The following is a 22,301-nucleotide window of genomic DNA, read 5'->3' as shown; positions in this document are numbered from 1 at the left end:
AGGACGGACGTCGGCCCCGTTCCCGCTTTCGGGCGGCGAACGGGGCCGTCGCGCGTCTCCGGCGACGAAACGGGGGGTCGTCGGCGTCCGGTCAGGCCGCCCAGAAGGTGTCCTCCTCGTCGATGTCCTCGGTGCACTCGTCGATGTCGGTGATCTTGCCGCCGACGATCGTGAAGAAGAGCCCCTGGCGGATCTCGATGCCGCGGTCGCCCCGGTCGGCCCGGGTCAGGTGGAGTGACATGGCGTGCCCGCGCCCGTCGGCGAGCACTGCTTCGAGTTCGACCTGCATGGAGCCGTTGGTCTCCTCGCCCAGGCGGCGGTACAGCATGAGAACCGCGTCCCGGCCCTTGTGGTGCCCGGAGAGGATGTTGTTCCCGGGCACGTGGTGGACGACGTCCGCCGTCATCAGAGAGCCGAGTGTCTCCATGTCACCCGCTCCGAACGCTGCGTAACCCCGGCGTACCAGGGCACTGTCCGGGTGCTCAGCCATGCGAATCACGCCTTCCGTCCCGATAACTTCCCCTTTTGTTCCATGTTCCGCCGGGCGTGGAGGGCTGTCCACGCAGGGGCGGTCAGCTGTCTCTGTACGCCTGTCTTTGCGGGTCCGGGCGATTGGGGGACCGTTGCGGAACGCTCACCGTGATCTTGCGGAGGGGGGCGTTCCGGGCGTGTGCGACGATCAGCTTCATGGGCACCACCACGGGACGACGAGTCGGCAGGCCGCGCGCGATGCAGCGGCCGGACAGCGGGATGTCCGCACGGGACGAACTCCTTCTGGCCGCCGCGGAGTTGTTCACGACGCGGGGATACGCGGCGACGACGACGCGGGCGGTCGCCGAGAGCGCGGGCATGCGGCAGGCGACGATGTACCACTACTTCACCGGCAAGGAAGACCTGCTGGCGGAGCTCCTCGAGTCGACGGTCACGCCGTCCCTGACCCTCGCGCGCGCACTGCTGGCAGACGACGGGCGCCCGGCGGAGGACCGCCTGTGGGAACTGTGCCGCTCCGACGTGGGACTGCTGTGCCGGGGCCCGCACAACCTGGGCGCGCTGTACCTGCTGCCGGAGGTGCAGGGCGAACGCTTCCAGCGCTTCCACGGCGTACGGGCGGAGCTGAAGGCGGCGTACGGACAGCTGCTGTCGGCGACGACGGCGGGCTCGGAACTCTCCCGCCTGGAGCGGGCGCTGCGCACGGACCTGGTATTCGGCCTGATCGAGGGCGTCATCCTGATCCACAGGGGCACACCGGGCCGCGCGGTCTCGGGCCTGGCGGCGGCGATGGCGGACGCGGCGCTGCGGATAGTGGGAGCGTCGCGGTCGGGGGAGCCCGTCATCAGCAGGCCGTAGGCCAGGCCATGATCGGCAGGGCCCGGAAGAACAGCGGCGGCCCGTCTCCTCCGTCGCGTGGTGACGCGGAGCCATGTACCGCGCAGGCGGCGGAGCTGCCTTCGCCGAAAGATCCCGCCGTGGTACCAATCCGCGGCCGCCCCCGCGCCGAATGCCTACTGAGGACGGCGCCACCGTCGCCATGTCCAGTGGAGTCCGGCTCCCCAGGAGGGTGTGAATTGAGCGTGTCCCTGTCCCCGGCATCCTGGTCCCAGGCCCGGCCGACCGCGCCCGTCGCCGCGCGCCGTTGGCCCGATGTGGCAAGCCTGCCCCCGTCCTCCCGACTGCGGACGGCCGCGGCCGGACGGCGTGTGCGGCACGCGCTCGGCGCGCTGCCGATACGGGTGCGCTTCGGCGGCGGCGCGGTCGGCCGGGGCGGGCCCCTGGTGGAGGTGCGCGATCCGGCCGCGTTCTTCCGCAGGATCGGCGCCGGTGGCCTCGTCGGCTTGGGTGAGTCGTACATGGCGGGGGAGTGGGAGGCCCGCGATCTTGTCGGTGTGCTGACCGTGCTCGCCGAGCACGAGGCCGCCCTCGGTCCCAGGCCGCTCCGGCGGACGCGCGGAGCCCAGCAGTCCGACGGTCGCCCGCGCCCAAACCTCTCCGGCGAGCTGCTCGCGCTCTTCCTCGACGAGACCCTGACGTACTCCTCCGCGCTCTTCCGCGGCTTCCCGGCCGAGCAGCATCTCCTGGCGGCGGCGCAGCACCGCAAGGCCGACCGGCTGCTCGACCTCGCCCAGGTAGGCAGCGGCACGCAGCTCCTCGAACTCGGTACCGGATCGGGTGAGTTGGCGATCAGGGCGGCGCAACGCGGGGCGCGCGTGCTGACCGTCGCCCAGACGTCGGAGCAGCAGGAACTGGCACAGCGGCGCATCCGTGACGCGGGCTTCGAGAACCGTGTGAGTGTCCTGCTGCGTGACTTCAGCAGGGTGCTCGGCCGTTTCGACGCCATCGTCAGTGTGGAGATGATCGAGGCGATCGGCGAGGAGTGCTGGGCGCAGTACTTCCTGACGCTCGACCGCGTGCTCGCGCCCGGCGGACGTGTCGCCCTGCAGACGACCACCATGCCGCACGACCGGCTGCTCGCCTCGCGCGGCACCCGCACCTGGACCCAGAAGTACATCGTTCCCGGCGGGCTGGTGCCGTCGGCCGAGGCGATCGAGCGCTTCGTCACCCGCCGCACCGGACTGAGCCTGGCCGGACGGGACAGCTTCGGCCCGCACTACGCCGAGACGCTGCGGCTGTGGCGCGAACGCTTCACGCACAACGCCGCGCATGCCGACGCTCTCGGCTTCGACGAGATCTTCTGCCGGATGTGCACGTTCCACCTCGCCCACAGGGAGGCGGGCTTCCGGTCCGGAACGCTGGATGTGCAGCAACTGCTGCTCATAAAGGAGGAGTTGCCGGACTAGGGCGGAGGATCAGCCGAGGCCGCGGGCCCGCTCGAACCGGGCCCGCCCCTCCGCGTGGTCCACCAGCGGATCCGGGTAGTCCAGCCGTTCCCGCTGGAGCACGTCCAGCTTCCACGGTTCGTGGACGGCGGGCCCGGCCAGCTCCGCGAGTTCCGGCACCCAGCGCCTGACATAGTCGCCGTTCGGGTCGCAGCGCTTGGCCTGCGCCGCCGGATTGAGGACACGATGGGGGCGGGTGTCGGTCCCGGTGCCCGCCGCCCACTGCCAGTTGAGCTGGTTGTTGGCGATGTCCCCGTCCACCAGCAGCTCCAGGAAGTGACGGGCGCCGACGCGCCAGTCCACGTACAGCGTCTTGGTGAGATAGCTCGCTGTCAGCAGCCGCGCCCGGTTGTGCATCCAGCCCTCGTGCAGCAGCTGGCGCATCGCGGCGTCCACGATCGGGCAGCCCGTGCGGCCCTCCTTCCAGGCGGCGATCTCCTTCTCGTCGCCCCGCCAGTGGTCGTCGCGGCCGCGGTAGTCGGCGTGGGACGCGTCGGGCCGGGCGGCGAGTATCTGATGGTTGAAGTCCCGCCAGGCCAGCTGCCGTACGAACGCGTCCGCGCCCGGGCCGCCCTTGGCGCGTGCCCGCTGGGCGACTTCGGTGGCCGAGAGCGTGCCGAAGTGGAGGTGCGGGGACAGCCGGGAGGTGGCATCGCCCGGCGGATCGTTCTGCCGCCTGTCGTAGGCCGCGATGCCGTGGCTTTCGTCGGCGAGCCAGGTCCGCAGCCGCCGTCTCGCCTCCGTCTCCCCGCCCAGGGCCAGTCCCGGCGACACCCCGCCGACCGCGGTGCGCCGGGGCATGGGATGGCCCGCGAGTTCGGGAACCGGCACGGCGCGCGGCGCGGGCAGTGTCTCGCGCGGCGCGGTGTCCTGCCACCTGTGGAAGTACGGCGTGAACACCGCGAAGTGGTCGCGGCCGTCCGGTGTCACCCGCCCCGGCGGCAGCGCGGTCACCACCCCGTCGTGGACGTGCAGGGCGCAGCGGAGCGCGCTCAGCCCCTCCCTCAGCTGCTCCTCCCTGCGCAGCGCGTACGCGCTGACGCCGCCCGCGACATGCACCGAGCGGGCGCCGCTCTCGGTGATCACCCGGCAGACCTGCTCGGTGACATCGCCGGTGCGGACCACGAGCCGGCCGCCGCGCTCGCGCAGCCCCGCGTCCAGCGCGTGCAGACAGTCCGCCAGAAACGCCCGCCGGTTGGGCGCGTCGAAGCCCGCCTTCCGTATGCCCCTGTCCAGCACGAACAACGGCACGATCTCGTCGGCCTCGCGCAGTGCGGCACTCAGCGCCGGCTGGTCGTGGAGTCGCAGATCGGAGGTGAAGAGCATGACCGCAACGCTCATGCGGCGTCCTTCCTCGGACGGGGCGTCGGACAGGCAGCGGACAGGCGCCGGACCCGGGCGGTCATCACGTCGTGAACCGCACCAGGGCCAGCGGATCGGTCGTCGGCTGCGCGGAGCCGCCGGCCGGTTCGACCGTGATCCCCATGCCCGACGCGGCGTCCAGCGGACCGTCCATCAGTACGGCGTTGGTGGTGACGACCGGGTCCATCAGACCGGCCGAGCGGAACTTCCCCCCGTCGGAGAACCAGAGTTGGTAGACCTTGCCCTGCGGCGGCCTGGGCAGCCCCGAGGTCAGGAAGGCGGCCTTGTTCTCGCTCTGCGAGACCACGACCGTGCCGCGCGCACCGCCCGTGAGCTTTGCGCTGCTCACCCGGGCGTCGGGCGCGGCGAGCACAGAGGCCAGTTCCTCGGCCCGCTGCTGTGCGCGCTGCGCCTCCTGGCGGGCGTCCTGGGCCTCCTGGTGCTGCCAGAACGAGACACCGCCGAAGGCTGCGGCTGCGGCCACACATGCGGCCAGGACGAAGCGCGACATCCTCCGGCTGCGGTGGGCGCCGCCGGAGCGGCCCTGTCGTGCGACCCGCGGCGGATCCTGGCGCTCCGCGGCGATCCGCCGCAGCACGTGCTGCTTCAGCGCGGGCGGCGGCGTCACGGCCACCGCGAGGCCCAGCTTGCCGACGGTGGCGGCCAGTTCACGCACTTCCTGGGCGCAGGCAGGACACACCAGCAGATGCCGCTCGAACTCGGCACGCTCGTCGGGCGCCAGCGCGTGCAGCACGTAGGCGCCGGTCAGCGTGTGCAGATCAGCGGTGGTCATGCGCTCACCCCCAGGCAGTCGCGCAGCCGGATGAGCCCGTCGCGCAGTCGTGTCTTGACCGTGCCGAGTGGCACGGCGAGCAGTTCGGCCACTTCGCGGTAGGCCAGCCCGCGGTAGTACGCGAGCGTCACCGACTGCCGTTGCAGCTCGGTGAGGGTGCGCAGGCAGCGTCGTACCTGTTCGCGCTCGAGACGGGCCTCGACCTGCTCGGTGACCTCGTCGTAGGCGGGCGTCTGCTCCAGCAGCGCCGCCCTGCGCTCCCGGTCGGTCGCTGCCTGGGCCGAGCGGACCCGGTCCACGGCCCGCCGGTGCGCGAGCGTCAGGATCCAGGTCATCGCCGATCCGCGGGACGGCTGGAAGCGCGCCGCGCTGCGCCAGACCTCGATCAGCACTTCCTGGGTCACCTCCTCGGACTGGGCCGGATCGCGCAACACGGCGCGCACCAGCCCCAGGACCGGACCACAAACAGCGTCGTACAGGCGGGAGAAGGCCTCCTGGTCCCCACGGGCGACCAGTCCGAGCAGCTGTTGCAGATCGGGTCCCGCCGGGGCGGGGCCGCCGATGTGTACGGCTTCTTTCACGCGGCTTTCCTCCACTGTGCGGGCATGTAGTCCGGACAGGATTTCACCAGGCATTCGGAGCCCGTGAGGCGGTGGATTGGTAGGGATGCGCAGATGGTTGCACGCGAGTCTCCGGAAGCCTCGCCGATTCACGATATGTCGTGATTCACGACACCTTCCTGCTGCTGCCGCTGACCTTCCTTTCCTCGGCCTTCATGGCCCCCAGCCGGATGCCGTCCTGGATGGCCCGGATCGCGGACTTCAACCCGGTCAACTGGGCGATGGTGGCAGGCCGTTCGGCGCTGGCCGCCGAGCCGGACTGGGGCCTTGTGCTCGGTCGCGGGGGAGCGCTCGTCGGCCTCGCGGTGGTCGCGGTGTGGCTGTCGACGCGCGCTCTCCGCTCGTACCAGAAGTCGGTCTAGGTGCAGTCCGGCCGGTTTCCGGCTAGTACGACGACGGTTGTACGGCCCGGTCCTCGACTCCGGTCGCGGACCGGGCCTTCGCCGCGCGCAGCGCCAGGAAGATCAGCAGCCCGATCGGCGAGAGCAGGATCGTCAGCACCAGCAGCGGCCCCATCACCAGCGGATGGATCCCCAGCCGGCGCGACTGGAGGAACATCCACTGGCCCAGCAGCAGATCCCAGGCGATGACCTGCGCCCAGACGGCTCCTGCGCCGTTCGCGAGGGCTGCCAGGTCCCGGAATCCGTCGAGGGACGGGCTGCTCACGGCCGCCCACAGTTCGGGGAAGACGGGAATCGCCATGGTCAGATAGACCGCCAGGATCGGGATGACCGTCAGCGGCGAGGCGGCGATCCTCGCCGTGGGGCGCCAGTTGGGGGCGAAGATCATCAGCAGCCATATGGGGCTTGCCAGATAGAAGGACAGGTCGAAGAGAAATTCGGTCATGTCACGAGCTCCTTGTGGGTGTCGTCTGCCGTATGGGACGGGGGAGTTGTCCGCAGTGCGAGGAGTGATCCGGCCGCAGCGGCGACGAGGATCGCGGCCGCGGCGGTGAGCGTCGCGCCGTCCGGGTGGATCAGGGCCTGGCCGCGCAGCGCCTGCCAGGTGACCAGGGCGACCACGGCGGCGTACACCCCGCAGGCCACGAGCACGAGCCGCAGGCGTACGCGCTCGTCACGCAGCCGGGCGAAGCGCGGCGCCAGAGCGATGAGGGCGAGCAGGAAGAGAGGGATGAGCTGGAGGGCGTGCATCCCGACGAAGTGCGGGATGCGCAGATCACCGCCGGTCGTCGACCAGCCCGTGATCGGCAGGGAGGGGCCGCCCTCCGGAACGCCGACGTTGTGGGAACCGAGGACCTTGGCGAACTCCCCTTCCGCCCGTTGCTCGGAGGTGGGGCGCGTCATCAGGTTGCCCAGTCCGGCGCCCACCAGGGCGATGGCCGCGCCGAGCCGCATGGCCCAGGCGGCGGCGCGGTCGGCGAGGGGTGAGCGGAAGAGCAGGAACGCGATCGCCATGGAACTCACCCAGAGAGTGATGATGGTGGCGCCCATGATGTTGAACAGCAGGGTGTCGAAGGCGGTTGCGTAGTTGAAATGGCTGCGTTTGCCGCGGATCACCTGACCGACGATGATCACCATCTCGATCGCCCCGGCCAGGGCGACGACCGCGCCCGCCCACCAGCCCACCCGTCGGCCTCGGGTGGCCATCGAGAGCATCCAGGCCAGTGCCGCGGCGTACATCATCAGCGAGATCGAGAACTTGAAGGGCTTGAACCAGATCGGTGAGCCGACCAGAACGCGGTCGTCGGCGATCATGCCGATGCCCGACACCACTGTCAGAGCGGCCATCGACGCGGCGAAGATCATGAGCGGCCGGTGCCAGGAACGCCATGAAGGCATGCGGAACTCCCTCCCGAGTAGAATGGATAGTGACACCATCTGCTATCCGGTAGTGAAACTATCTATGCTGGTGTGTGGCGTTGGCAAGGGCGGAAGGATGAACGGGCAGTGCGCATTGGCGAGTTGAGTCGCAGAACCGGTGTTCCGGTACCGACGATCAAGTACTACATACGGGAAGGTCTGCTCCCCGCAGGACAGCTGACCAGCCCGAATCAGGCGAGCTACGACGAAGCGCACGAGCGCAGGCTTCGGCTGATCCGCGCGCTCCTCGATGTAGGAGGGCTGAAAGTAGCGGCCGTCGCGGATGTCCTCACGGCCGTGGACAAGCCCGGTACATCGGTCCACAAGGTGCTGGGCGTGGCGACGGAACTGATCGTCCCGACCTATGCGGACGTCGAGCCCGACGCCGCACTGGATGCGGCCCGCAAAGAGGTCCGGGACCTGATCGCCCGGCGCGGCTGGCTGACGGACGACGACTCTCCCGCCGGCGAGGCGCTCGCCGTGGCGCTGGCCGCGCTGAACCGGGCCGGACACGGTGCCTTCGCCGAGGTCCTGGACGCCTACGCGGACGCTGCCGAGCAGATCGCACGGGCCGACCTCGCCTATGTGGCCCGGCTCGCGGGGCTGGACGACCTGGTGGAGAGCGCGGTCGTCGGCACCGTGCTCGGGGACAGCCTGATCGCCTCGCTGCGCAGGCTCGCCCAGGCCGACGGCTCGGCACGCGTGTACGAGAACGAAGAGGCGGGGACGGACGACGCAGCGCCCCGCAGCAAGGCCAGGGCGGACGGCAAGGCCCGAGGCGGCCTCAAGTCCCGTGGGGGCCGCGGGACTTCCTCCGACGACAAGACCCCCGGCTGAGGCAGCCGGGGGTCCGTGGGGCGGCGGGTGTCAGGCCGCGCTGTCCTGCTCGCGCTCCACCTGCTCGTTCCACTCGCGCTTGACCGCGCGCCACGCCTCGTCGCTCTGGCCGAGCCGCCAGTAGCCCGAGATCGACAGCTGCTCGCGCGGGATCTGCCGGTCCAGGCGCAGATGGCGGCGCAGCTCCTTCACGAACGCCGCCTCGCCGTGGACGAACGCGCAGACGGCGCCCTCGGGGAAGTCCAGCGTCTTCACCGCCGCGATCAGCGACTCGCCCGCCGGGAGGTCCCCGCGGTGCAGCCAGGTGATCTCGACGCCGTCCGGCGTGACGACCTTCTGCTCCTCCTCCGGGCCCGCGACCTCGACGAAGGCGTGGACGACCGCGCCCGGCGGCATCCGTTCAATGGCCGCGGCGATCGCGGGCAGGGCGCTCTCGTCGCCCACCAGCAGATGCCAGTCCGCCTCCGGCGCCGGGGCGTAACCCCCGCCCGGACCGCTGATCCGCATGATGTCGCCCACCTGCGCCCGCGCCGCCCAGGGACCGGCCAGCCCCTCGTCGCCGTGCACCACGAAGTCGACCGCGAGTTCGCCGAGGACCGGGTCCCAGCTCCGTACCGTGTAGGTGCGGTTGGCGGGCCACTGCTCGCGCGGGAACTCCTCACGGATCCGCTCGATGTCGAATGGTTCGGGATAGCTCACGCCCTCGGGGGCGAACAGCAGCTTGATGTAGTGATCGGTGTACGCGCCGAGGGCGAAACCGGCCAGCCCCTCGCCGCCCAGGACGACACGCACCATGTGCGGGGTGATCCGCTCGGTGCGCACCACCCGCGCCTCGTACGGCTTGGGTCCCTTGCGGGCGGGTCGTTCTGCCACGGCGGTCTCCCTGGGCTCGTGCGTGCTTAGGCTTGCCTAAGTTAACACCTCAGCCCTGAAGTGTGGACAGCAGCCGCTGGAGCGCTCCGCCCAGTCCCCATCGGGCCGCGAGCTCATCCAGGGTCGCCGGATCGCGCGGCTCGTCGGGCAGGGCCGGATCGAAGTCGGGCAACCGCACGTCCGAGGCGACCCGCACCACCTTGGGGGCGACCGCGACATAGTCCCTGGCCTCGTCCAGCCGCTTGCGCTGCGAGGGCGTCAGCTTGGCGCGCGGATCGTCGACGGCGGCCATGATCCCGGCCAGATCGCCGAAGGTGTCCAGCAGTTTGGCCGCGGTCTTCTCGCCGATCCCGGGCACACCCGGCAGCCCGTCGCTCGGGTCGCCCCGCAGCAGCGCCAGATCGACATAGCCCGGCCCGTCCACGCCGTACTTCTCGCGCAGCCACGCCTCGTCCGTGACCTGGAGCGTCCCGACGCCCTTCAGCGGATACAGCACCCGCCGGCCGCGCGCGTCGTCCACCAGCTGGAAGAGGTCCCGGTCGCCGGTGACGATGTCGACGGGTCCGGTGGCCCGCCCGGTGAGGGTGCCGATGATGTCGTCCGCCTCATAGCCGTCGGCTCCGACACGGGCGATGCCCAGTGCGTCGAGGACAGCCTCGATCACCGGGACCTGGGGGGAGAGGGTGTCGGGGATCTCCTCCGTGTCGGGTCCTGTCGCCGTCTCGACGGCGACGCGATGTGCCTTGTACGAAGGGATCAGCTCCACCCGCCACTGCGGGCGCCAGTCGTTGTCCCAGCAGGCCACCAGGTCGTCGGGGCGGTGGTCCTGGACCAGCCGTGCGATGAAATCCAGCAGTCCGCGCACGGCGTTGACCGGGGTGCCGTCGGGGGCCCGGACCGAGTCGGGGACGCCGAAGTAGGCGCGGAAGTACAGGGAAGCGGTGTCGAGGAGCATCAGGCGTCGCGTCACAAGCCTGATGATGCCGCACGGCACTGACAGTCACCGTCCTTGCCGACCCGTGAACCTCCTTGGCCCTGGAGGAGCCGCGGCTGCCGACTCGAGGATTTCACGAGCCGTGGTGGAGCGTTCGGGCGCGGACGAGATCGCTCCGCAGTAGCCTGCAGTACGCACAAGGGGTGGTCCTCGCCGGTGGCGGGGCCACCCCTTCGGGCTGCCCCGCCGGGCGCGGGCCCGTGCTGCGCCAGGGTGCGGTGGCCTGCGCGGGAAACCGGAGCCGGAAGCTGCGTAAGGTGAGACAGGACCAGGGAAGGGGAGGGGAGCCCGCCAGATGGACGCGAAGGACGCGAAGGACCCGAAGGAGACCGAACCCCTTCGGGTGGGCGCCGCTGTCCGCAGACGCCGCCGCGCCCTGGACCTCACGCTCGCCGCGGTGGCGGAGCGCAGCGGCCTTTCCGTGCCCTTCCTCAGCCAGATCGAGAACGAGCGGGCCCGCCCCAGCACCCGCTCGCTCCAGCGGGTCGCCGACGCCCTGGAAACCACGACCGCACGGCTGCTCGCCGCCTCCGACGCCGCCCGCACCATCAAGGTCGTACGCGCCCCGCACGGCGGTGAGCTGCCGCCCACTGCGAGCACCCGTCGGCTCGTGCGGGGGCAGCACCAGCTGCAGGCCCTCGAATTCACCGGGGAGCAGGACGCGGGGCGCGAGTTCGAGCACCGTAACGACGAGCTGATGTACGTCGCCGACGGCGCGGCGGAGGTCGAGGCGGAAGGACGCGCCTACCGCCTGGCACGCGGCGACACCCTCTTCCTCTCCGGAGGAGTACGGCACCGCTGGCGCGCGACCGCGCCCGACACCCGGATCATCGTCGTCACGGTCTCCGACCACATCGAGACGCCGGAGCCGTAGGAAGCCGCCATGCGCGTCGTCTCCCTGGTGCCCTCGCTGACCGAGGCCGTGGCCGTCAGCGCGCCCGGGCTGCTGGTCGGGGCCACGGACTGGTGCAGCCATCCCGCCGGGCTCGACGTCGTACGGATCGGGGGCACCAAGAACCCGGACGTGGCGGCCGTGACCGGGCTGCGGCCCGATCTGGTGATCGCGAACGAGGAGGAGAACCGGGCGCCCGACCTGGCCGCGCTCAGGGCGGCGGGCATCCAGGTGCTCGAAACGGAGATACGCGACCTCGACCAGGCCTTCCGCGAGCTGGAGCGGGTCCTGGTGGCCGGGTGCGGCCTGACGCGGCCCCGCTGGCTGGACGGGGCGCAGGCGGCGTGGGCCGGGCTCGCGCCGCCGGGGGAGGTGCGGGCGGTCGTGCCCATCTGGCGGCGGCCGTGGATGGTGCTCGGGCGCGACACCTTCGCCGGTGATCTGCTGGCCCGGCTCGGCGTCGGCAATGTGTACGCGGGGCACGCCGAGCGCTATCCCCGTATCCCCCTGGAGGAACTGCGGGACTGTGGCGCCCAGTTGGCGGTCCTGCCGGACGAGCCGTACCGCTTCACGGCGGACGACGGGCCCGAAGCCTTTCCTTCGCTGCCGGCCGCGCTGGTCAGCGGCCGGCATCTCACCTGGTACGGGCCGTCACTGGCCGAGGCGCCGGCGGTTCTCGGCGCGGCGCTGCGACGAGGACTCGGCCGGCTGTAGCTGCCCGGTACCTCCATTCCTTCGGGATTCCGTCGGACGGCGCAGGGGCGCTCGCCACCACTCGCTGTGACCGAGGTGTGGACATAGCGTGGCAGGCAAGCTGATGTCGGACGTGAATCGAGGAGCTGAGATGGCAGTTCTGGTGCAGAACTACGGCGCGGGCTGGAACGAGGAGTTGTACCAGGCGACCTTCGACGGGGCGATCCCGGACCGTACGAAGCCGCCCGCGGGGCTCATCGCCCACCTTGCGGCGCCCGGGGAGAACGGCGGCTGGCAGGTCGTCGACGTATGGGAGTCGGAAGCCGCGTTCCGGCAGTTCGTGGAAGGGACGCTGATGCCTGTCGCACAGGAGCTCGGAGCGCCGCCTTTCGACACGTCCGTGGTCGAGCTGCACAACTCTCTGATCCCGTAGTCACCTCTGCCGGGACGCCGCGAGCAGCGTTCCGCCGAACAGGCCGCGCAGCGTACGGAAGCCGGTCACCGCCCAGGCGGTGACCAGGAGTACGTACAGGCCGACGGCCAGCCATTCGAGGGCCACCAGGCCGGTGTGGTGGGCGAGGCCCTCCGCGCCGGTCACGCACGTGCCGACCGGGAAGGTGAAGGCCCACCAGCTCATCGTGAACGGCATGCCCCTCCGGGCGGCCCGCGCCACCAACGCGGCGGCGAGTACCAGCCAGAGCAGGGCGAAGCCCAGCACCGGTACGCCGTAGATCACGGCGAACGCGCCGAAGCCCTGTGCGTACGGGGCGTCGATCGCGCCCGGGGCCGCGTCCGCGAGCTTGTTGACCGCGGTTGTGGACTGGCCCAGCGGGCCGAGCACCAGCAAGAGGGAGGGGGTGAGTGCGAGGGGCAGGGCGCCGTGGCGGATCAGCCGGGAGAAGATCACCGGCAGGATGATGAGCGTCGCGAGAAGGCTGATCCCGAACATGGCGTAGCTGGCGAGCAGCAGCGCCTCGCGCCACTGTCCGGCGGGCAGATGCGGCACCAGCAGAGGGCCCAGTGACGCGGAGACCATCGGCGGGACGACCGGAAGCAGCCAGACTGGGGAGGCGGTGGCGGGCCCGATGCGCCGACGTACGACCATCAGGTACGGGACGACGACTGCGGCGGCGAGGCCGATGAGCGTGCCGGCGCCGAACAGCGTCGCCGCCGTAACCACCGCGGCTCGCCGGCCGATCGCGTCCTGGCCCACGGTCAGGGTGCCGGTGCCGACGGCCAGCAGTGCCATCGCCAGACAGCCGTAGAACGGCGCGATCGCCGGGTCGACGAGATGGGCGCGGGCCTGGTCGCGGTGGTGGACCCAGTGGGCGGCGCGAGCGGTCAGAACGACGGCGAGCATCGCGGCGGACAGCGCCCACACCGCGGTGCAGGCTGTCCGCAGGCCCGGCACATCGACCGGGAGGCCGGCGCCGGCGGTCGCCACGATGGCCGTGCCCATGACTGTCGCGTACCACTGGGGGCCGAAATGGCGGAGCGACGGCAGCCGGACGGTGGTGAGAGCTGAGGCGGTGGTGTGAGTGCGGGGCTGCACGGCTGTGACCATTTCCCCACTGTCACGCCGGGCGGGGCTCCCCACCACGGACCGCTGTCCTATGGCCCCATAAGCTGGGTTTATGAGCGATGGCGATGAAGAGCGGATTCCGCTCGCACACAGGGTGCCGGATCTGGGCGCGCTGGAGCTGCTGCTCGCCGTCGCCCGGCACGGCAGCCTCGGGCGCGCGGCGCGTGAACTCGGGATCACCCAGCCCGCCGCGAGCAGCCGGATCCGCTCGATGGAGCGCCAACTGGGAGTGGCACTCGTCGACCGGTCGCCGCGCGGCTCCCGGCTCACGGATGCGGGGGCGCTCGTCACCGACTGGGCGCGGCGGGTCGTGGAGGCGGCCGAGGCGTTCGACGCGGGTGCGCAGGCGCTGCGGGGGCGACGGGACTCGCGGCTGCGGGTGGCTGCCTCGATGACGATTGCGGAGTATCTGCTGCCGGGCTGGCTGATCGCGCTCCGTGCGGCACGGCCCGGTACGGCCGTCTCGCTGTCGGCCGGAAACTCCGCGGCGGTCGCACAGCGGCTGCTCGCGGGCGAAGCGGACCTGGGGTTCGTTGAGGGCCTGTCCGTGCCGGAAGGCCTGGACGGGGCGGTGATCGGCCACGACCGGCTCGTGGTGGTGGCGGCGCCGAGCCATGCGTGGGCTAGGCGCCGTACGCCGCTCTCGGCCCCCGAACTGGCGGCTGCCCCGCTGATCCTGCGGGAGCGGGGGTCGGGGACGCGGCAGGTCCTCGACCGGGCGCTGAGCGAGTGCGGGGGGTTGGCGGAGCCGCTGCTTGAACTCGCCTCGACGACGGCGGTCAAGGCGGCGGCGGTGAGCGGGGCGGGGCCGGCGGTGATGAGCGAACTGGCCGTCACGGAGGAACTGGCGTCGCGCCGCCTGACGCGCATCCCGCTGGAGGGGGTCGACCTGCGCCGGGCCCTGCGCGCGGTCTGGCCGACCTCGCACCGCCCGACGGGCCCGGCGAGGGATTTGCTCGCGCTGACGAGGTCGGGGTGAGCGGTCTGGGGTGCGGGCCTTGGGGTTGCCCGGTGCGGTGTCGGTGACCGTTTGGGGTCCGCTCCGGGGTGCAGCCGGGACTGCATGATTTACGGCGCGTCTCTGGTCTGCCGCGGTGTGCGGGCGTCCCCGCGCCACAAATCACGCTCTACGTCCCGACTCCACCCGCTCCACGGCCCCCTTGCGGGGCGACGCTTGTCGGTCCCCCGCGCCGCGAAGCAGCGTTTCGGGGGTGTGGGGGCGTCAGCCCTCACGTTCCCTCTCCCCCTGGGGTGGGGGGCTGGGGGCCCGCCCCCAGTTACGGGAAGGGGCGGGGTGGGGGAACAAACCGCCCGCCGCCCCGGAAGGCGCGCGGGAACCTCACCCCGCCGCCCCCACCAGCGCCGACATCACCCGCACGTCCTCCCCCGCCTCCGGATGCCACTGCACCCCCAGCACCCACGCCGACCCCTCCAGCTCCGCCGCCTCCACCGTGCCGTCCTCCGCGTGGGCGCTCGCGGTGAGCGCGGTGGCGAGGCGGTCCACCGACTGGTGGTGGTAGGTCGGGACGGACGTCGCCTCCGGCACGATCGAGGCGTACCGCGTTCCCGGTACCGGCTTGACCGTGTGGCGGCCGAAGACGCCGACACCCCCGACGTGCCCGTCCAGGTGCTGGACCAGCGTCCCGCCGAGCGCCACGTTCAGCAGTTGCAGGCCGCGGCAGATCCCGAGCAGGGGGGTTCCGGCCGCCAACGCCGCCCGGATCAGGGCGAGTTCCCAGGCGTCCCGGTCCCGCGCCGGTGGGCCCGTGCGCGGGTCGGGCTCGGCTCCGTACCGTACGGGCTCGACGTCCGCGCCGCCCGCGACGACCAGGCCGTCCAGCCGGGCCACAACCGACTCGGCCGAGGCCGGGTCGTCCGGCGGGAGCAGTGCGGCGAGGCCGCCCGCGGCCTGGACGAGGCGGGGATATCCGGCGGGCAGTACAGCCGCGGGCATCTTCCACACGCCCCACGCGGCAGTTTCCAGGTAGGTGGTGACACCGATGAGCGGCTTGGACACAGCGACTCCCGTTTCGTTCCGTTCCGGTCCTGTTCAGTTGCGTTCGAGTTCGGCCTCCGCCGCCGCCAGCGCAGCGAACTCCTCCTCCGGCGCGCGAGCGACCAGATGATGCCGACTGTAGATCGCGAAGTAGGCGAGGGCGACGGCGTAGACGCCGAGCGCGATGAACGCCGCGTCCTTGTCCACCAGGAAGGTCGCCACCAGCGCGGAGAGCGCCAGTACGAAGGCCACGGATGAGGTCAGCACACCTCCCGGCGTGCGGTACGGGCGCTCGAGGTCCGGCTCGCGGCGGCGCAGGACGATGTGCGAGAGAGCCATCAGCGCGTACGAGATCGTCGCGCCGAAGACCGCGATGTTGAGCATCCGCGCGCCGTTCCCGGTGCCCGCCGCCAGCGCGAAGCCGATCGCCCCGGGGATCAGCAGCCCGAGGTACGGCGACTTGCGGCGGCTGGTGAGGGAGAGGAAGCGGGGGAGATAGCCGGCGCGGGAGAGCGCGAAGAGCTGGCGCGAGCCCGCGTAGATGAGCGAGAAGAAGGACGCGACCAGGCCGGCCAGGCCCGCGTAGTTGACGAAGCGGCTGAGCGGGGTCGGGTCCCCGTTGCCCTGGAGGGCGACCACGAGCGGGTTTCCGGCTTCCTGGATCGCCGCCGAGCCCCGCGCGCCGGTCGACGCGAAGAAGGTCACCACGGCCAGCAGCACCAGGATCGCCATCGAGATGGCGAGTGCCCGCGGCATCGAGCGCACCGGGTCCTTTGCCTCCTCCGCCGCCAGCGGTACGCCCTCGACGCCCAGGAAGAACCACATGCCGAAGGGGAACGCCGCCCAGATGCCCAGCAGGCCGAACGGCAGCCAGGAACCCGAGCCAAGGGCGTCCTTGTCGACGGGGATGTCGTCGAGATTGCTCGTACTGAAGTCCGTGAAGGCGCCGACCGCGAAAATCAGCAGTGCCGCGACCGCGATCGCCGTCACGATGAGGCTGAAGCGCAGCGCCTCGCCGACGCCCCACAGATGGATTCCGATGAAGATCGCGAAGCAGGCGAGATAGACGGGCCAGCCGGACTCCAGGCCGAACAGGCCGAGCGATTCGACGTAGTCGCCGATGAAGATGGAGATCGCGGCGGGGGCGAGGATGTACTCGATGAGGATCGCGGTGCCGGTCAGGAACCCGCCCCAGGTGCCGAGCGCCCGCCGGGCGAAGCCGTAGCCGCCGCCCGCGGTGGGGAGGATCGCCGACAGCTCGGCGAGTGCGAAGACGAGACAGGCGTACATCACGCCCATCAGGAGGGTCGCGATCGCGAGCCCGCCGAAGCCGCCCTTGGCAAGGCCGATGTTCCAGCCGGAGAAGTCCCCGGAGACGACGTACGCGACGCCGAGGCCGGTGAGCAGCAGCCAGCCGGCGCTGCCGCGGCGCAGCGTGCGGGCCTTCAGATAGGCGTCGTCGGCTGGGGAGGATTCGCGCGAGGTGGTGCCCTGGGCCATGAGTCGCTCCTGGCAGGCAGAGGTTCAAAGGTTTGTGCGGACACCATTGCGGGGGCCGTCAGGAATGCGCAAGCCCCGTGCGTAAATCTGTGGTTACGGATCGGCCGACGGCGGGTGTCAGGACAGGAAGCCGCGCAGCAGCGCCGCGGTGCCCTCGCAGTGCTCCCGCATCACCTCGCGCGCCGCGTCCGCGTCCCCGTCCAGAACCGCCTCGACCAGCGCGGTGTGCTGATGCTGGGAGTGCTCCAGATTGCGCACGAGCAGCGGAATGCAGTCCAGCAGATCGTTCAGCGTCGCCCTAACGGCGGCGTACTGCGCGGTCAGGGTGGGGGAGCCGGAGAGCTCGGCGAGGGTCAGATGCAGCAGGGTGTCCTGGCGCCGGTACTCGGTGAGCGGCGCGTCGTGGGTCGCGGACAGCGCCGTACGCAGCCGCTCCGCGCCCTCGTCGGTCAGGCCGTACGCGGCGCACAGTCCGGCGGCCCCCACCTCCAGGACCTCGCGGAAGCGCAGGGTGTCCTCGACGTCCACCGCGGCGACGCGCCTGCGCAGCTCGTCCTCGCCATGGGCGCCCGGGCGGTGCAGCACGAAGGTGCCGCCGTACCGGCCGCGCCTGCTCTCCACGAGCCCCTGGTCGGTCAGGACCTTCAGCACCTCGCGCAGCGTGACCCGGCTGATCCCCATCCGCTCGGCGAGCTCACGTTCCGCGGGCAGCCGCCCGCCGCCCGGGACCAGACCGAGGCGCAGCAGCTGAAGAATCTGTTCCAGCGCCTCTTCGAAGCCGTTGCCCGCGCGTACGGTGCGCAGTACGGGTGTCAGCCGGTCGCCCGCATCGTTCTTCTTCACCACGTCGCCGTTTCCTCTTCCCAGGCAATGGTCTTGGGTAATACCTTATGGCTTCCGGCTGACCCAAGGAGGCGTAATCCCGTGGCAGACCGCAAACCCCCGCTCGGGGTCGAGGAGCTTCGTGTCCTCGTAGCGAGCGGTGAGATCGACACAGTCGTCCTGGCCTTCCCCGACATGCAAGGGCGGCTCCAGGGCAAGCGGTTCGCCGCACCCTTCTTCCTGGACGAGGTCCTGGAACACGGCACCGAGGGCTGCAACTACCTCCTCGCCGTCGACACCGAGATGAACACCGTCGACGGCTACGAGATGTCCTCGTGGGACCGCGGCTACGGCGACTTCGCCATGCACCCCGACCTCACCACACTGCGACGCGTCCCCTGGAACGAGGGCACCGCTCTGCTCGTCGCAGATCTCGCCTGGAACGACGGCTCGCCCGTCGTCGCTGCACCCCGCCAGGTCCTGCGCCGCCAGCTGGAGCGCCTCGCCGAACACGGCTTCACCGCCCATGTGGGCACGGAGCTGGAGTTCATCGTCTTCAAGGACACCTACGAGCAGGCCTGGGACCGCAACTACCGCGATCTCACCCCGGCCAACCAGTACAACATCGACTACTCCGTCCTCGGCACCGGCCGTATTGAGCCGCTGCTGCGCCGGATCCGCAACGAGATGGCCGCGGCCGGCCTCACCGTCGAGTCCGCCAAGGGCGAGTGCAACCCCGGCCAGCACGAGATCGCGTTCAAGTACGACGAGGCCCTGGTCACCTGCGACCAGCACGCCGTCTACAAGACCGGCTCGAAGGAGATCGCCGCCCAGGAGGGCGTCTCGCTCACCTTCATGGCCAAGTACAACGAGCGCGAGGGCAACTCCTGTCATATCCACCTCTCGCTCCAGGACGCCGACGGCCGCAATGTGATGGCGGGCGAGGGACCTGGCGGAATGTCGCAGGTCATGCGGCACTTCCTGGCAGGACAGCTGGCCGCGCTGCGTGACTTCTCGCTGCTGTACGCGCCCAACATCAACTCCTACAAGCGCTTCCAGCCCGGCTCCTTCGCGCCCACCGCCGTCGCCTGGGGCTACGACAACCGCACCTGCGCGCTGCGCGTCGTCGGCCACGGCCGCTCGATGCGCTTCGAGAACCGGCTGCCGGGCGGCGACGTCAACCCGCACCTGGCCGTCGCCGGACTCGTCGCCGCCGGTCTGTACGGCATCGAGCAGCAGCTGGAACTCCCGGACGAGTGCACCGGAAACGCCTACACCGCCGGGTACGAACAGGTCCCCACCACGCTGCACGAAGCCGCCGAACTGTGGGAGAACAGCCCCATCGCCAAGGTCGCGTTCGGCGACGAAGTCGTCGCGCACTACCGCAACATGGCGCGGGTCGAACTCCAGGCCTTCGACGCCGCGGTGACCGACTGGGAGCTGCGCCGCTCCTTCGAACGTCTGTGAGGAACCACTTGTCGTACGAGCTCCAGGTACTGAACCCGGCGACCGAAGAAGTCGTCGCGAGCGTCCCCGCCACGACGGCCGCCGAGGTCGATGCCGCCGTCGCCCGGGCCGCGAAGGCACAGCAGGGCTGGGCGGCGGCCGCACCCGCCGACCGGGCCAGGCTGCTGCGCCGCTTCGCCGTCGTCGTCGACGAACACCTCGAAGAACTGGCCCGGTTGGAGGTCCGGGAGGCCGGACACACCATCGGCAACGCCCGCTGGGAAGCGGGCAACGTGCGCGATCTCCTCGACTTCGCGGCCGGGGGAGTGGAGCGTCTCAGCGGCCGCCAGATCCCCGTCGCGGGCGGCCTCGACATCACGATCCTCGAACCGCTCGGCGTCATCGGTGTGATCGCGCCCTGGAACTTCCCCATGCCGATCGCCGCGTGGGGCACGGCCCCCGCGCTGGCGGCAGGCAACGCCGTCCTGCTCAAGCCCGCAGAGACGACCCCGCTCACCGCACTGCGGCTGGCCGAACTCGCCCTGGAGGCAGGCCTTCCGCAGGATCTGTTCCAGGTACTGCCCGGCGCGGGCGACGTGGCGGGCAGCGCGCTCGTCGAGCACCCCGGCGTCGCGAAGATCGTGTTCACCGGCTCGACCCGGGTCGGCAAGAGCATCATGGCCAGGTGCGCCGAGCGCGTGAAGCGCGTGACGCTCGAACTCGGCGGCAAGAGCCCCAACCTCGTCTTCGCCGACTCCGACATCGAGGCCGCGGTCGCCGCGACCCCCATGTCCTTCCTCGACAACAGCGGTCAGGACTGCTGCGCGCGCACCCGCATCCTGGTACAGCGTTCGGTGTACGACCGCTTCCTGGAGCTCCTCGCGCCCGCGATCGAGTCCGTCGTCGTCGGCGATCCGGCCGACGAGAAGACGCAGATGGGCCCGCTGATCTCCCGGGTCCAGCTGGACCGGGTGCGTTCGTACGTCACCGACGAGCTGCAGGGGATCCGCGGCACCGCCCCCGATGGCCCCGGCTTCTGGTTCCCGCCGACCGTCCTCACCGGCCTCGCGCCGGACGCCCCCGCGGCCTGCGAGGAGGTCTTCGGCCCGGTCGCCGTCGTCCTCCCCTTCGAGGACGAAGCCGATGCGATCCGGCTCGCCAACTCCACCGAGTACGGCCTGTCGGGATCGATCTGGACCCGCGACATCGGCCGCGCGATCCGCGTCTCGCGTGCCGTCGCGGCCGGCAACCTGTCGGTCAACTCCCACTCCAGCGTCCGCTACTGGACGCCGTTCGGCGGCTACAAGCAGTCCGGCCTCGGCCGTGAACTGGGCCCCGACGCCCTCACCGCTTTCACCGAAACCAAGAACGTCTTCATCAGCACGGAGGCCTGAAGCATCATGACCGTTGAGACCCCCATCTGCCGCCGCCTCGTGGGCCGTACCGCAGTCGTCACCGGCGCCGGCAGCGGCATCGGGCTGGCCACCGCGCGCCGCCTCGCCTCCGAGGGCGCGAACGTCGTGTGCGCCGACATCGACGAGAGTGCGGGCAAGGCCGCGGCCGACGAGGTCGGCGGTACGTTCGTACGCGTCGACGTCACCGACCCCGAGCAGGTCGAGGCGCTGTTCAAGACGGCGTACGACACCTACGGCAGCGTCGACATCGCCTTCAACAACGCGGGCATCTCGCCCCCCGACGACGACTCCATCCTCACCACGAGCCTGGAGGCCTGGAAGCGCGTCCAGGAGGTCAACCTCACCTCCGTCTACCTGTGCTGCAAGGCCGCCATCCCTTACATGCGCCGCCAGCGCAGCGGCTCCATCATCAACACCGCCTCTTTCGTGGCCCGGATGGGCGCGGCGACCTCGCAGATCTCGTACACCGCATCCAAGGGCGGCGTGCTCGCCATGTCGCGCGAGCTCGGCGTGCAGTTCGCGCGCGACGGGATCCGCGTCAACGCGCTGTGCCCGGGGCCGGTCAACACCCCGCTCCTGCAGGAGCTGTTCGCCAAGGACCCGGAGCGCGCCGCGCGCCGCCTGGTGCACATCCCGGCCGGACGCTTCGCGGAGGCGGACGAGATCGCGGCCGCCGTGGCCTTCCTCGCCAGCGACGACTCCTCCTTCATCAACGCGACGGACTTCCTCGTCGACGGCGGCATCGCGGGCGCGTACGTCACTCCCGTGTAACCCCCGTGGAAGGGGCTCATCCCGCCCCCTAGTGTGGCCGGATGAGCATGACGACCCCGGCAGGCTGGTTTCCGGATCCGAACACGCCCGGCACCGAACGCTGGTGGGACGGGACCGCCTGGACCGCGCACACCCGCCCGGTCCAGGCGCAGGTCCCGCCGCCGGTTCCGGCCGGGTTCGGGCCGCCGACCGTGCCGATGGCGCAGGCGACGTCCGGAGGCGGCGGCAGGGGGCGGCTGTTGGCGCTCGTCGCCGCGGGTGTCGTCCTCGTGGGAGCTGTCGCCGCTGGTGCGGTGCTGCTCGGGAAGGGGGACGACGCGGACCCCGGCGCCGCGCCGAACGTATCGGAACCGGCCACGACCACGGCGGACCCGAAGAACAGCCAGTCCGCGACCCCGCCCGCGACGGACGACTCCGGGTCACTGACCGACCAGCTCAACGGCATCACCATCCCGATCCCCGAGGGCTGGGAGAAATCGGACAGCTCGCTCGACGAGGGCGCGACGATGGTCACGGACGAGACCTACGACTGCCCGGCCGGCGGTTCGCCGCTCTGCCGACGAGGCCGGGTGTCCTCCATCACCGCGTCGCGTACGGACGGGAAATCGCCCGCGGCGCTGGCCGAGCAGGACATCACGACGGCGGCGGACAAGGCGTACGAGGAAGACGCCGTCGGCACCCGCATCTACGGCGGCATCAGGTCCCACACCGTGCTCAAGTCCCAGTCCGTCGCGGTGGCCGGGCGCGCCGGCCATCTGGTCCGGTGGCGGGTCGTCACCGGAGCGGGCCCGGGCGGGTACGTGCAGTCGCTGGTCCTCCCCTCGTCGGTGGGAAGCGAGTCGATGGTGATCGTCCGCTTCGCCTTCGACGCGAGCCCCGAGGCGCCGAAGCTCGCGGACATGGACAAGATCGCCGCGAGCATCCGGCCGATCGGCGACGCGACGAGCGGCGGGGTGGGCAGCAGCATCGGCCCGGGCTAGGCCGTGTCTGACAAATCTCGCCTGGCGCGCGACGCCCGGCACGCCCACTCGCTGCGTTGTCAGAGTCATCC

At 71.1% G+C, this 22,301-nt stretch carries 23 protein-coding genes and 1 pseudogene; 12 read left to right on the top strand and 12 right to left on the bottom strand.

Annotated elements, in window-relative coordinates; genetic code table 11:
• Positions 1-91: 91 nt before the first annotated feature.
• A complete protein-coding gene (locus OG741_RS08370; RefSeq protein WP_405596186.1) occupies positions 92-490 on the bottom strand; it encodes a nuclear transport factor 2 family protein in 399 nt (132 codons plus the stop codon).
• Positions 491-687: 197 nt separating this feature from the next.
• On the opposite strand from OG741_RS08370, the gene OG741_RS08365 reads away from it, so the two are divergent.
• Together OG741_RS08365 and OG741_RS08360 are read left to right on the top strand one after the other, a co-directional pair.
• Positions 688-1,347, top strand: a complete 660-nt coding sequence (locus tag OG741_RS08365; RefSeq protein WP_405596185.1) for a TetR/AcrR family transcriptional regulator — start codon at positions 688-690, stop codon at positions 1,345-1,347.
• 218 nt (positions 1,348-1,565) lie between these two features.
• Positions 1,566-2,795 (top strand): class I SAM-dependent methyltransferase, encoded by a 1,230-nt coding sequence (locus OG741_RS08360; protein ID WP_405596184.1) that lies wholly within the window; start codon positions 1,566-1,568, stop codon positions 2,793-2,795.
• Positions 2,796-2,804: 9 nt separating this feature from the next.
• Here the strand turns inward: OG741_RS08360 and OG741_RS08355 are convergent, their stop codons facing one another.
• The 3 genes from OG741_RS08355 to OG741_RS08345 all read right to left on the bottom strand — a co-directional run bounded on the left by OG741_RS08355 (position 2,805) and on the right by OG741_RS08345 (position 5,570).
• Positions 2,805-4,175: a cryptochrome/photolyase family protein gene (locus OG741_RS08355; protein WP_405596183.1), complete on the bottom strand. Its 1,371-nt coding sequence runs from the start codon at positions 4,173-4,175 to the stop codon at positions 2,805-2,807.
• Between the two features lie 64 nt (positions 4,176-4,239).
• Complete coding sequence (locus OG741_RS08350; protein WP_405596182.1) at positions 4,240-4,989, bottom strand: anti-sigma factor domain-containing protein; 750 nt, start codon at positions 4,987-4,989, stop codon at positions 4,240-4,242.
• Entirely contained in the window at positions 4,986-5,570 is a 585-nt protein-coding gene (locus tag OG741_RS08345; protein WP_266478321.1) for a sigma-70 family RNA polymerase sigma factor, read from the bottom strand. The genes OG741_RS08350 and OG741_RS08345 overlap by 4 nt, the downstream gene beginning before the upstream one ends.
• A 149-nt stretch (positions 5,571-5,719) precedes the next feature.
• On the opposite strand from OG741_RS08345, the pseudogene OG741_RS08340 reads away from it, so the two are divergent.
• Positions 5,720-5,971: pseudogene (locus OG741_RS08340) on the top strand (ABC transporter permease); the annotation flags it as partial.
• Positions 5,972-5,993: 22 nt separating this feature from the next.
• Here OG741_RS08340 and OG741_RS08335 read toward each other — a convergent pair.
• Complete coding sequence (locus tag OG741_RS08335; RefSeq protein WP_328679870.1) at positions 5,994-6,455, bottom strand: ABA4-like family protein; 462 nt, start codon at positions 6,453-6,455, stop codon at positions 5,994-5,996.
• Entirely contained in the window at positions 6,452-7,408 is a 957-nt protein-coding gene (locus OG741_RS08330) for a hypothetical protein (protein ID WP_405596181.1), read from the bottom strand. The genes OG741_RS08335 and OG741_RS08330 overlap by 4 nt, the downstream gene beginning before the upstream one ends.
• A 108-nt stretch (positions 7,409-7,516) precedes the next feature.
• On the opposite strand from OG741_RS08330, the gene OG741_RS08325 reads away from it, so the two are divergent.
• Positions 7,517-8,266 carry a MerR family transcriptional regulator gene (locus tag OG741_RS08325; RefSeq protein ID WP_405596180.1) on the top strand — a complete coding sequence of 250 codons (750 nt, stop codon included), beginning with the start codon at positions 7,517-7,519 and terminating at the stop codon, positions 8,264-8,266.
• Positions 8,267-8,296: 30 nt separating this feature from the next.
• Here the strand turns inward: OG741_RS08325 and OG741_RS08320 are convergent, their stop codons facing one another.
• Positions 8,297-9,139, bottom strand: coding sequence for a siderophore-interacting protein (locus OG741_RS08320; RefSeq protein WP_405596179.1), 843 nt, complete (start codon positions 9,137-9,139; stop codon positions 8,297-8,299).
• Between the two features lie 49 nt (positions 9,140-9,188).
• Positions 9,189-10,094 (bottom strand): 5'-3' exonuclease H3TH domain-containing protein, encoded by a 906-nt coding sequence (locus OG741_RS08315; RefSeq protein ID WP_405605452.1) that lies wholly within the window; start codon positions 10,092-10,094, stop codon positions 9,189-9,191.
• A 334-nt stretch (positions 10,095-10,428) separates the two neighbouring features.
• On the opposite strand from OG741_RS08315, the gene OG741_RS08310 reads away from it, so the two are divergent.
• From OG741_RS08310 to OG741_RS08300, 3 genes are all read left to right on the top strand, one after another.
• Positions 10,429-11,007 carry a helix-turn-helix domain-containing protein gene (locus tag OG741_RS08310; RefSeq protein WP_405596178.1) on the top strand — a complete coding sequence of 193 codons (579 nt, stop codon included), beginning with the start codon at positions 10,429-10,431 and terminating at the stop codon, positions 11,005-11,007.
• A 9-nt stretch (positions 11,008-11,016) separates the two neighbouring features.
• Entirely contained in the window at positions 11,017-11,739 is a 723-nt protein-coding gene (locus tag OG741_RS08305; protein WP_405596177.1) for a helical backbone metal receptor, read from the top strand.
• 130 nt (positions 11,740-11,869) lie between these two features.
• The gene (locus OG741_RS08300) at positions 11,870-12,151 is read left to right on the top strand and encodes a hypothetical protein (RefSeq protein WP_266478340.1); all 282 of its coding nucleotides are present in this window, start codon (positions 11,870-11,872) and stop codon (positions 12,149-12,151) included.
• Here OG741_RS08300 and OG741_RS08295 read toward each other — a convergent pair whose 3' ends face one another.
• Entirely contained in the window at positions 12,152-13,282 is a 1,131-nt protein-coding gene (locus OG741_RS08295; protein ID WP_405596176.1) for a TDT family transporter, read from the bottom strand. It abuts the gene before it with no gap.
• A 70-nt stretch (positions 13,283-13,352) separates the two neighbouring features.
• On the opposite strand from OG741_RS08295, the gene OG741_RS08290 reads away from it, so the two are divergent.
• Positions 13,353-14,279 carry a LysR family transcriptional regulator gene (locus OG741_RS08290; RefSeq protein WP_405596175.1) on the top strand — a complete coding sequence of 309 codons (927 nt, stop codon included), beginning with the start codon at positions 13,353-13,355 and terminating at the stop codon, positions 14,277-14,279.
• Between the two features lie 360 nt (positions 14,280-14,639).
• Here the strand turns inward: OG741_RS08290 and OG741_RS08285 are convergent, their stop codons facing one another.
• From OG741_RS08285 to OG741_RS08275, 3 genes are all read right to left on the bottom strand, one after another.
• Complete coding sequence (locus tag OG741_RS08285; protein WP_405596174.1) at positions 14,640-15,317, bottom strand: gamma-glutamyl-gamma-aminobutyrate hydrolase family protein; 678 nt, start codon at positions 15,315-15,317, stop codon at positions 14,640-14,642.
• A 33-nt stretch (positions 15,318-15,350) separates the two neighbouring features.
• Positions 15,351-16,796, bottom strand: coding sequence for an ethanolamine permease (gene eat, locus OG741_RS08280; protein WP_405596173.1), 1,446 nt, complete (start codon positions 16,794-16,796; stop codon positions 15,351-15,353).
• Positions 16,797-16,913: 117 nt separating this feature from the next.
• Positions 16,914-17,642 carry a FadR/GntR family transcriptional regulator gene (locus OG741_RS08275; RefSeq protein WP_405596172.1) on the bottom strand — a complete coding sequence of 243 codons (729 nt, stop codon included), beginning with the start codon at positions 17,640-17,642 and terminating at the stop codon, positions 16,914-16,916.
• A 78-nt stretch (positions 17,643-17,720) separates the two neighbouring features.
• Here OG741_RS08275 and OG741_RS08270 point away from each other — a divergent pair, with 78 nt between their 5' ends.
• From OG741_RS08270 to OG741_RS08255, 4 genes are read left to right on the top strand one after another with little or no spacing between them, the layout of a single operon-like run.
• Entirely contained in the window at positions 17,721-19,085 is a 1,365-nt protein-coding gene (locus OG741_RS08270) for a glutamine synthetase family protein (protein WP_405596171.1), read from the top strand.
• 8 nt (positions 19,086-19,093) lie between these two features.
• Positions 19,094-20,458, top strand: coding sequence for an aldehyde dehydrogenase family protein (locus tag OG741_RS08265; protein WP_405596170.1), 1,365 nt, complete (start codon positions 19,094-19,096; stop codon positions 20,456-20,458).
• Positions 20,459-20,464: 6 nt separating this feature from the next.
• Positions 20,465-21,250: a 3-oxoacyl-ACP reductase gene (locus OG741_RS08260; RefSeq protein ID WP_405596169.1), complete on the top strand. Its 786-nt coding sequence runs from the start codon at positions 20,465-20,467 to the stop codon at positions 21,248-21,250.
• Between the two features lie 41 nt (positions 21,251-21,291).
• Positions 21,292-22,230 carry a DUF2510 domain-containing protein gene (locus tag OG741_RS08255; protein WP_405596168.1) on the top strand — a complete coding sequence of 313 codons (939 nt, stop codon included), beginning with the start codon at positions 21,292-21,294 and terminating at the stop codon, positions 22,228-22,230.
• Positions 22,231-22,301: the final 71 nt, after the last annotated feature.

This window comes from Streptomyces sp. NBC_01410, assembly GCF_045040195.1.
GTDB lineage: Bacteria > Actinomycetota > Actinomycetes > Streptomycetales > Streptomycetaceae > Streptomyces.
This window is presented reverse-complemented; position numbering and strand designations above follow the sequence as displayed.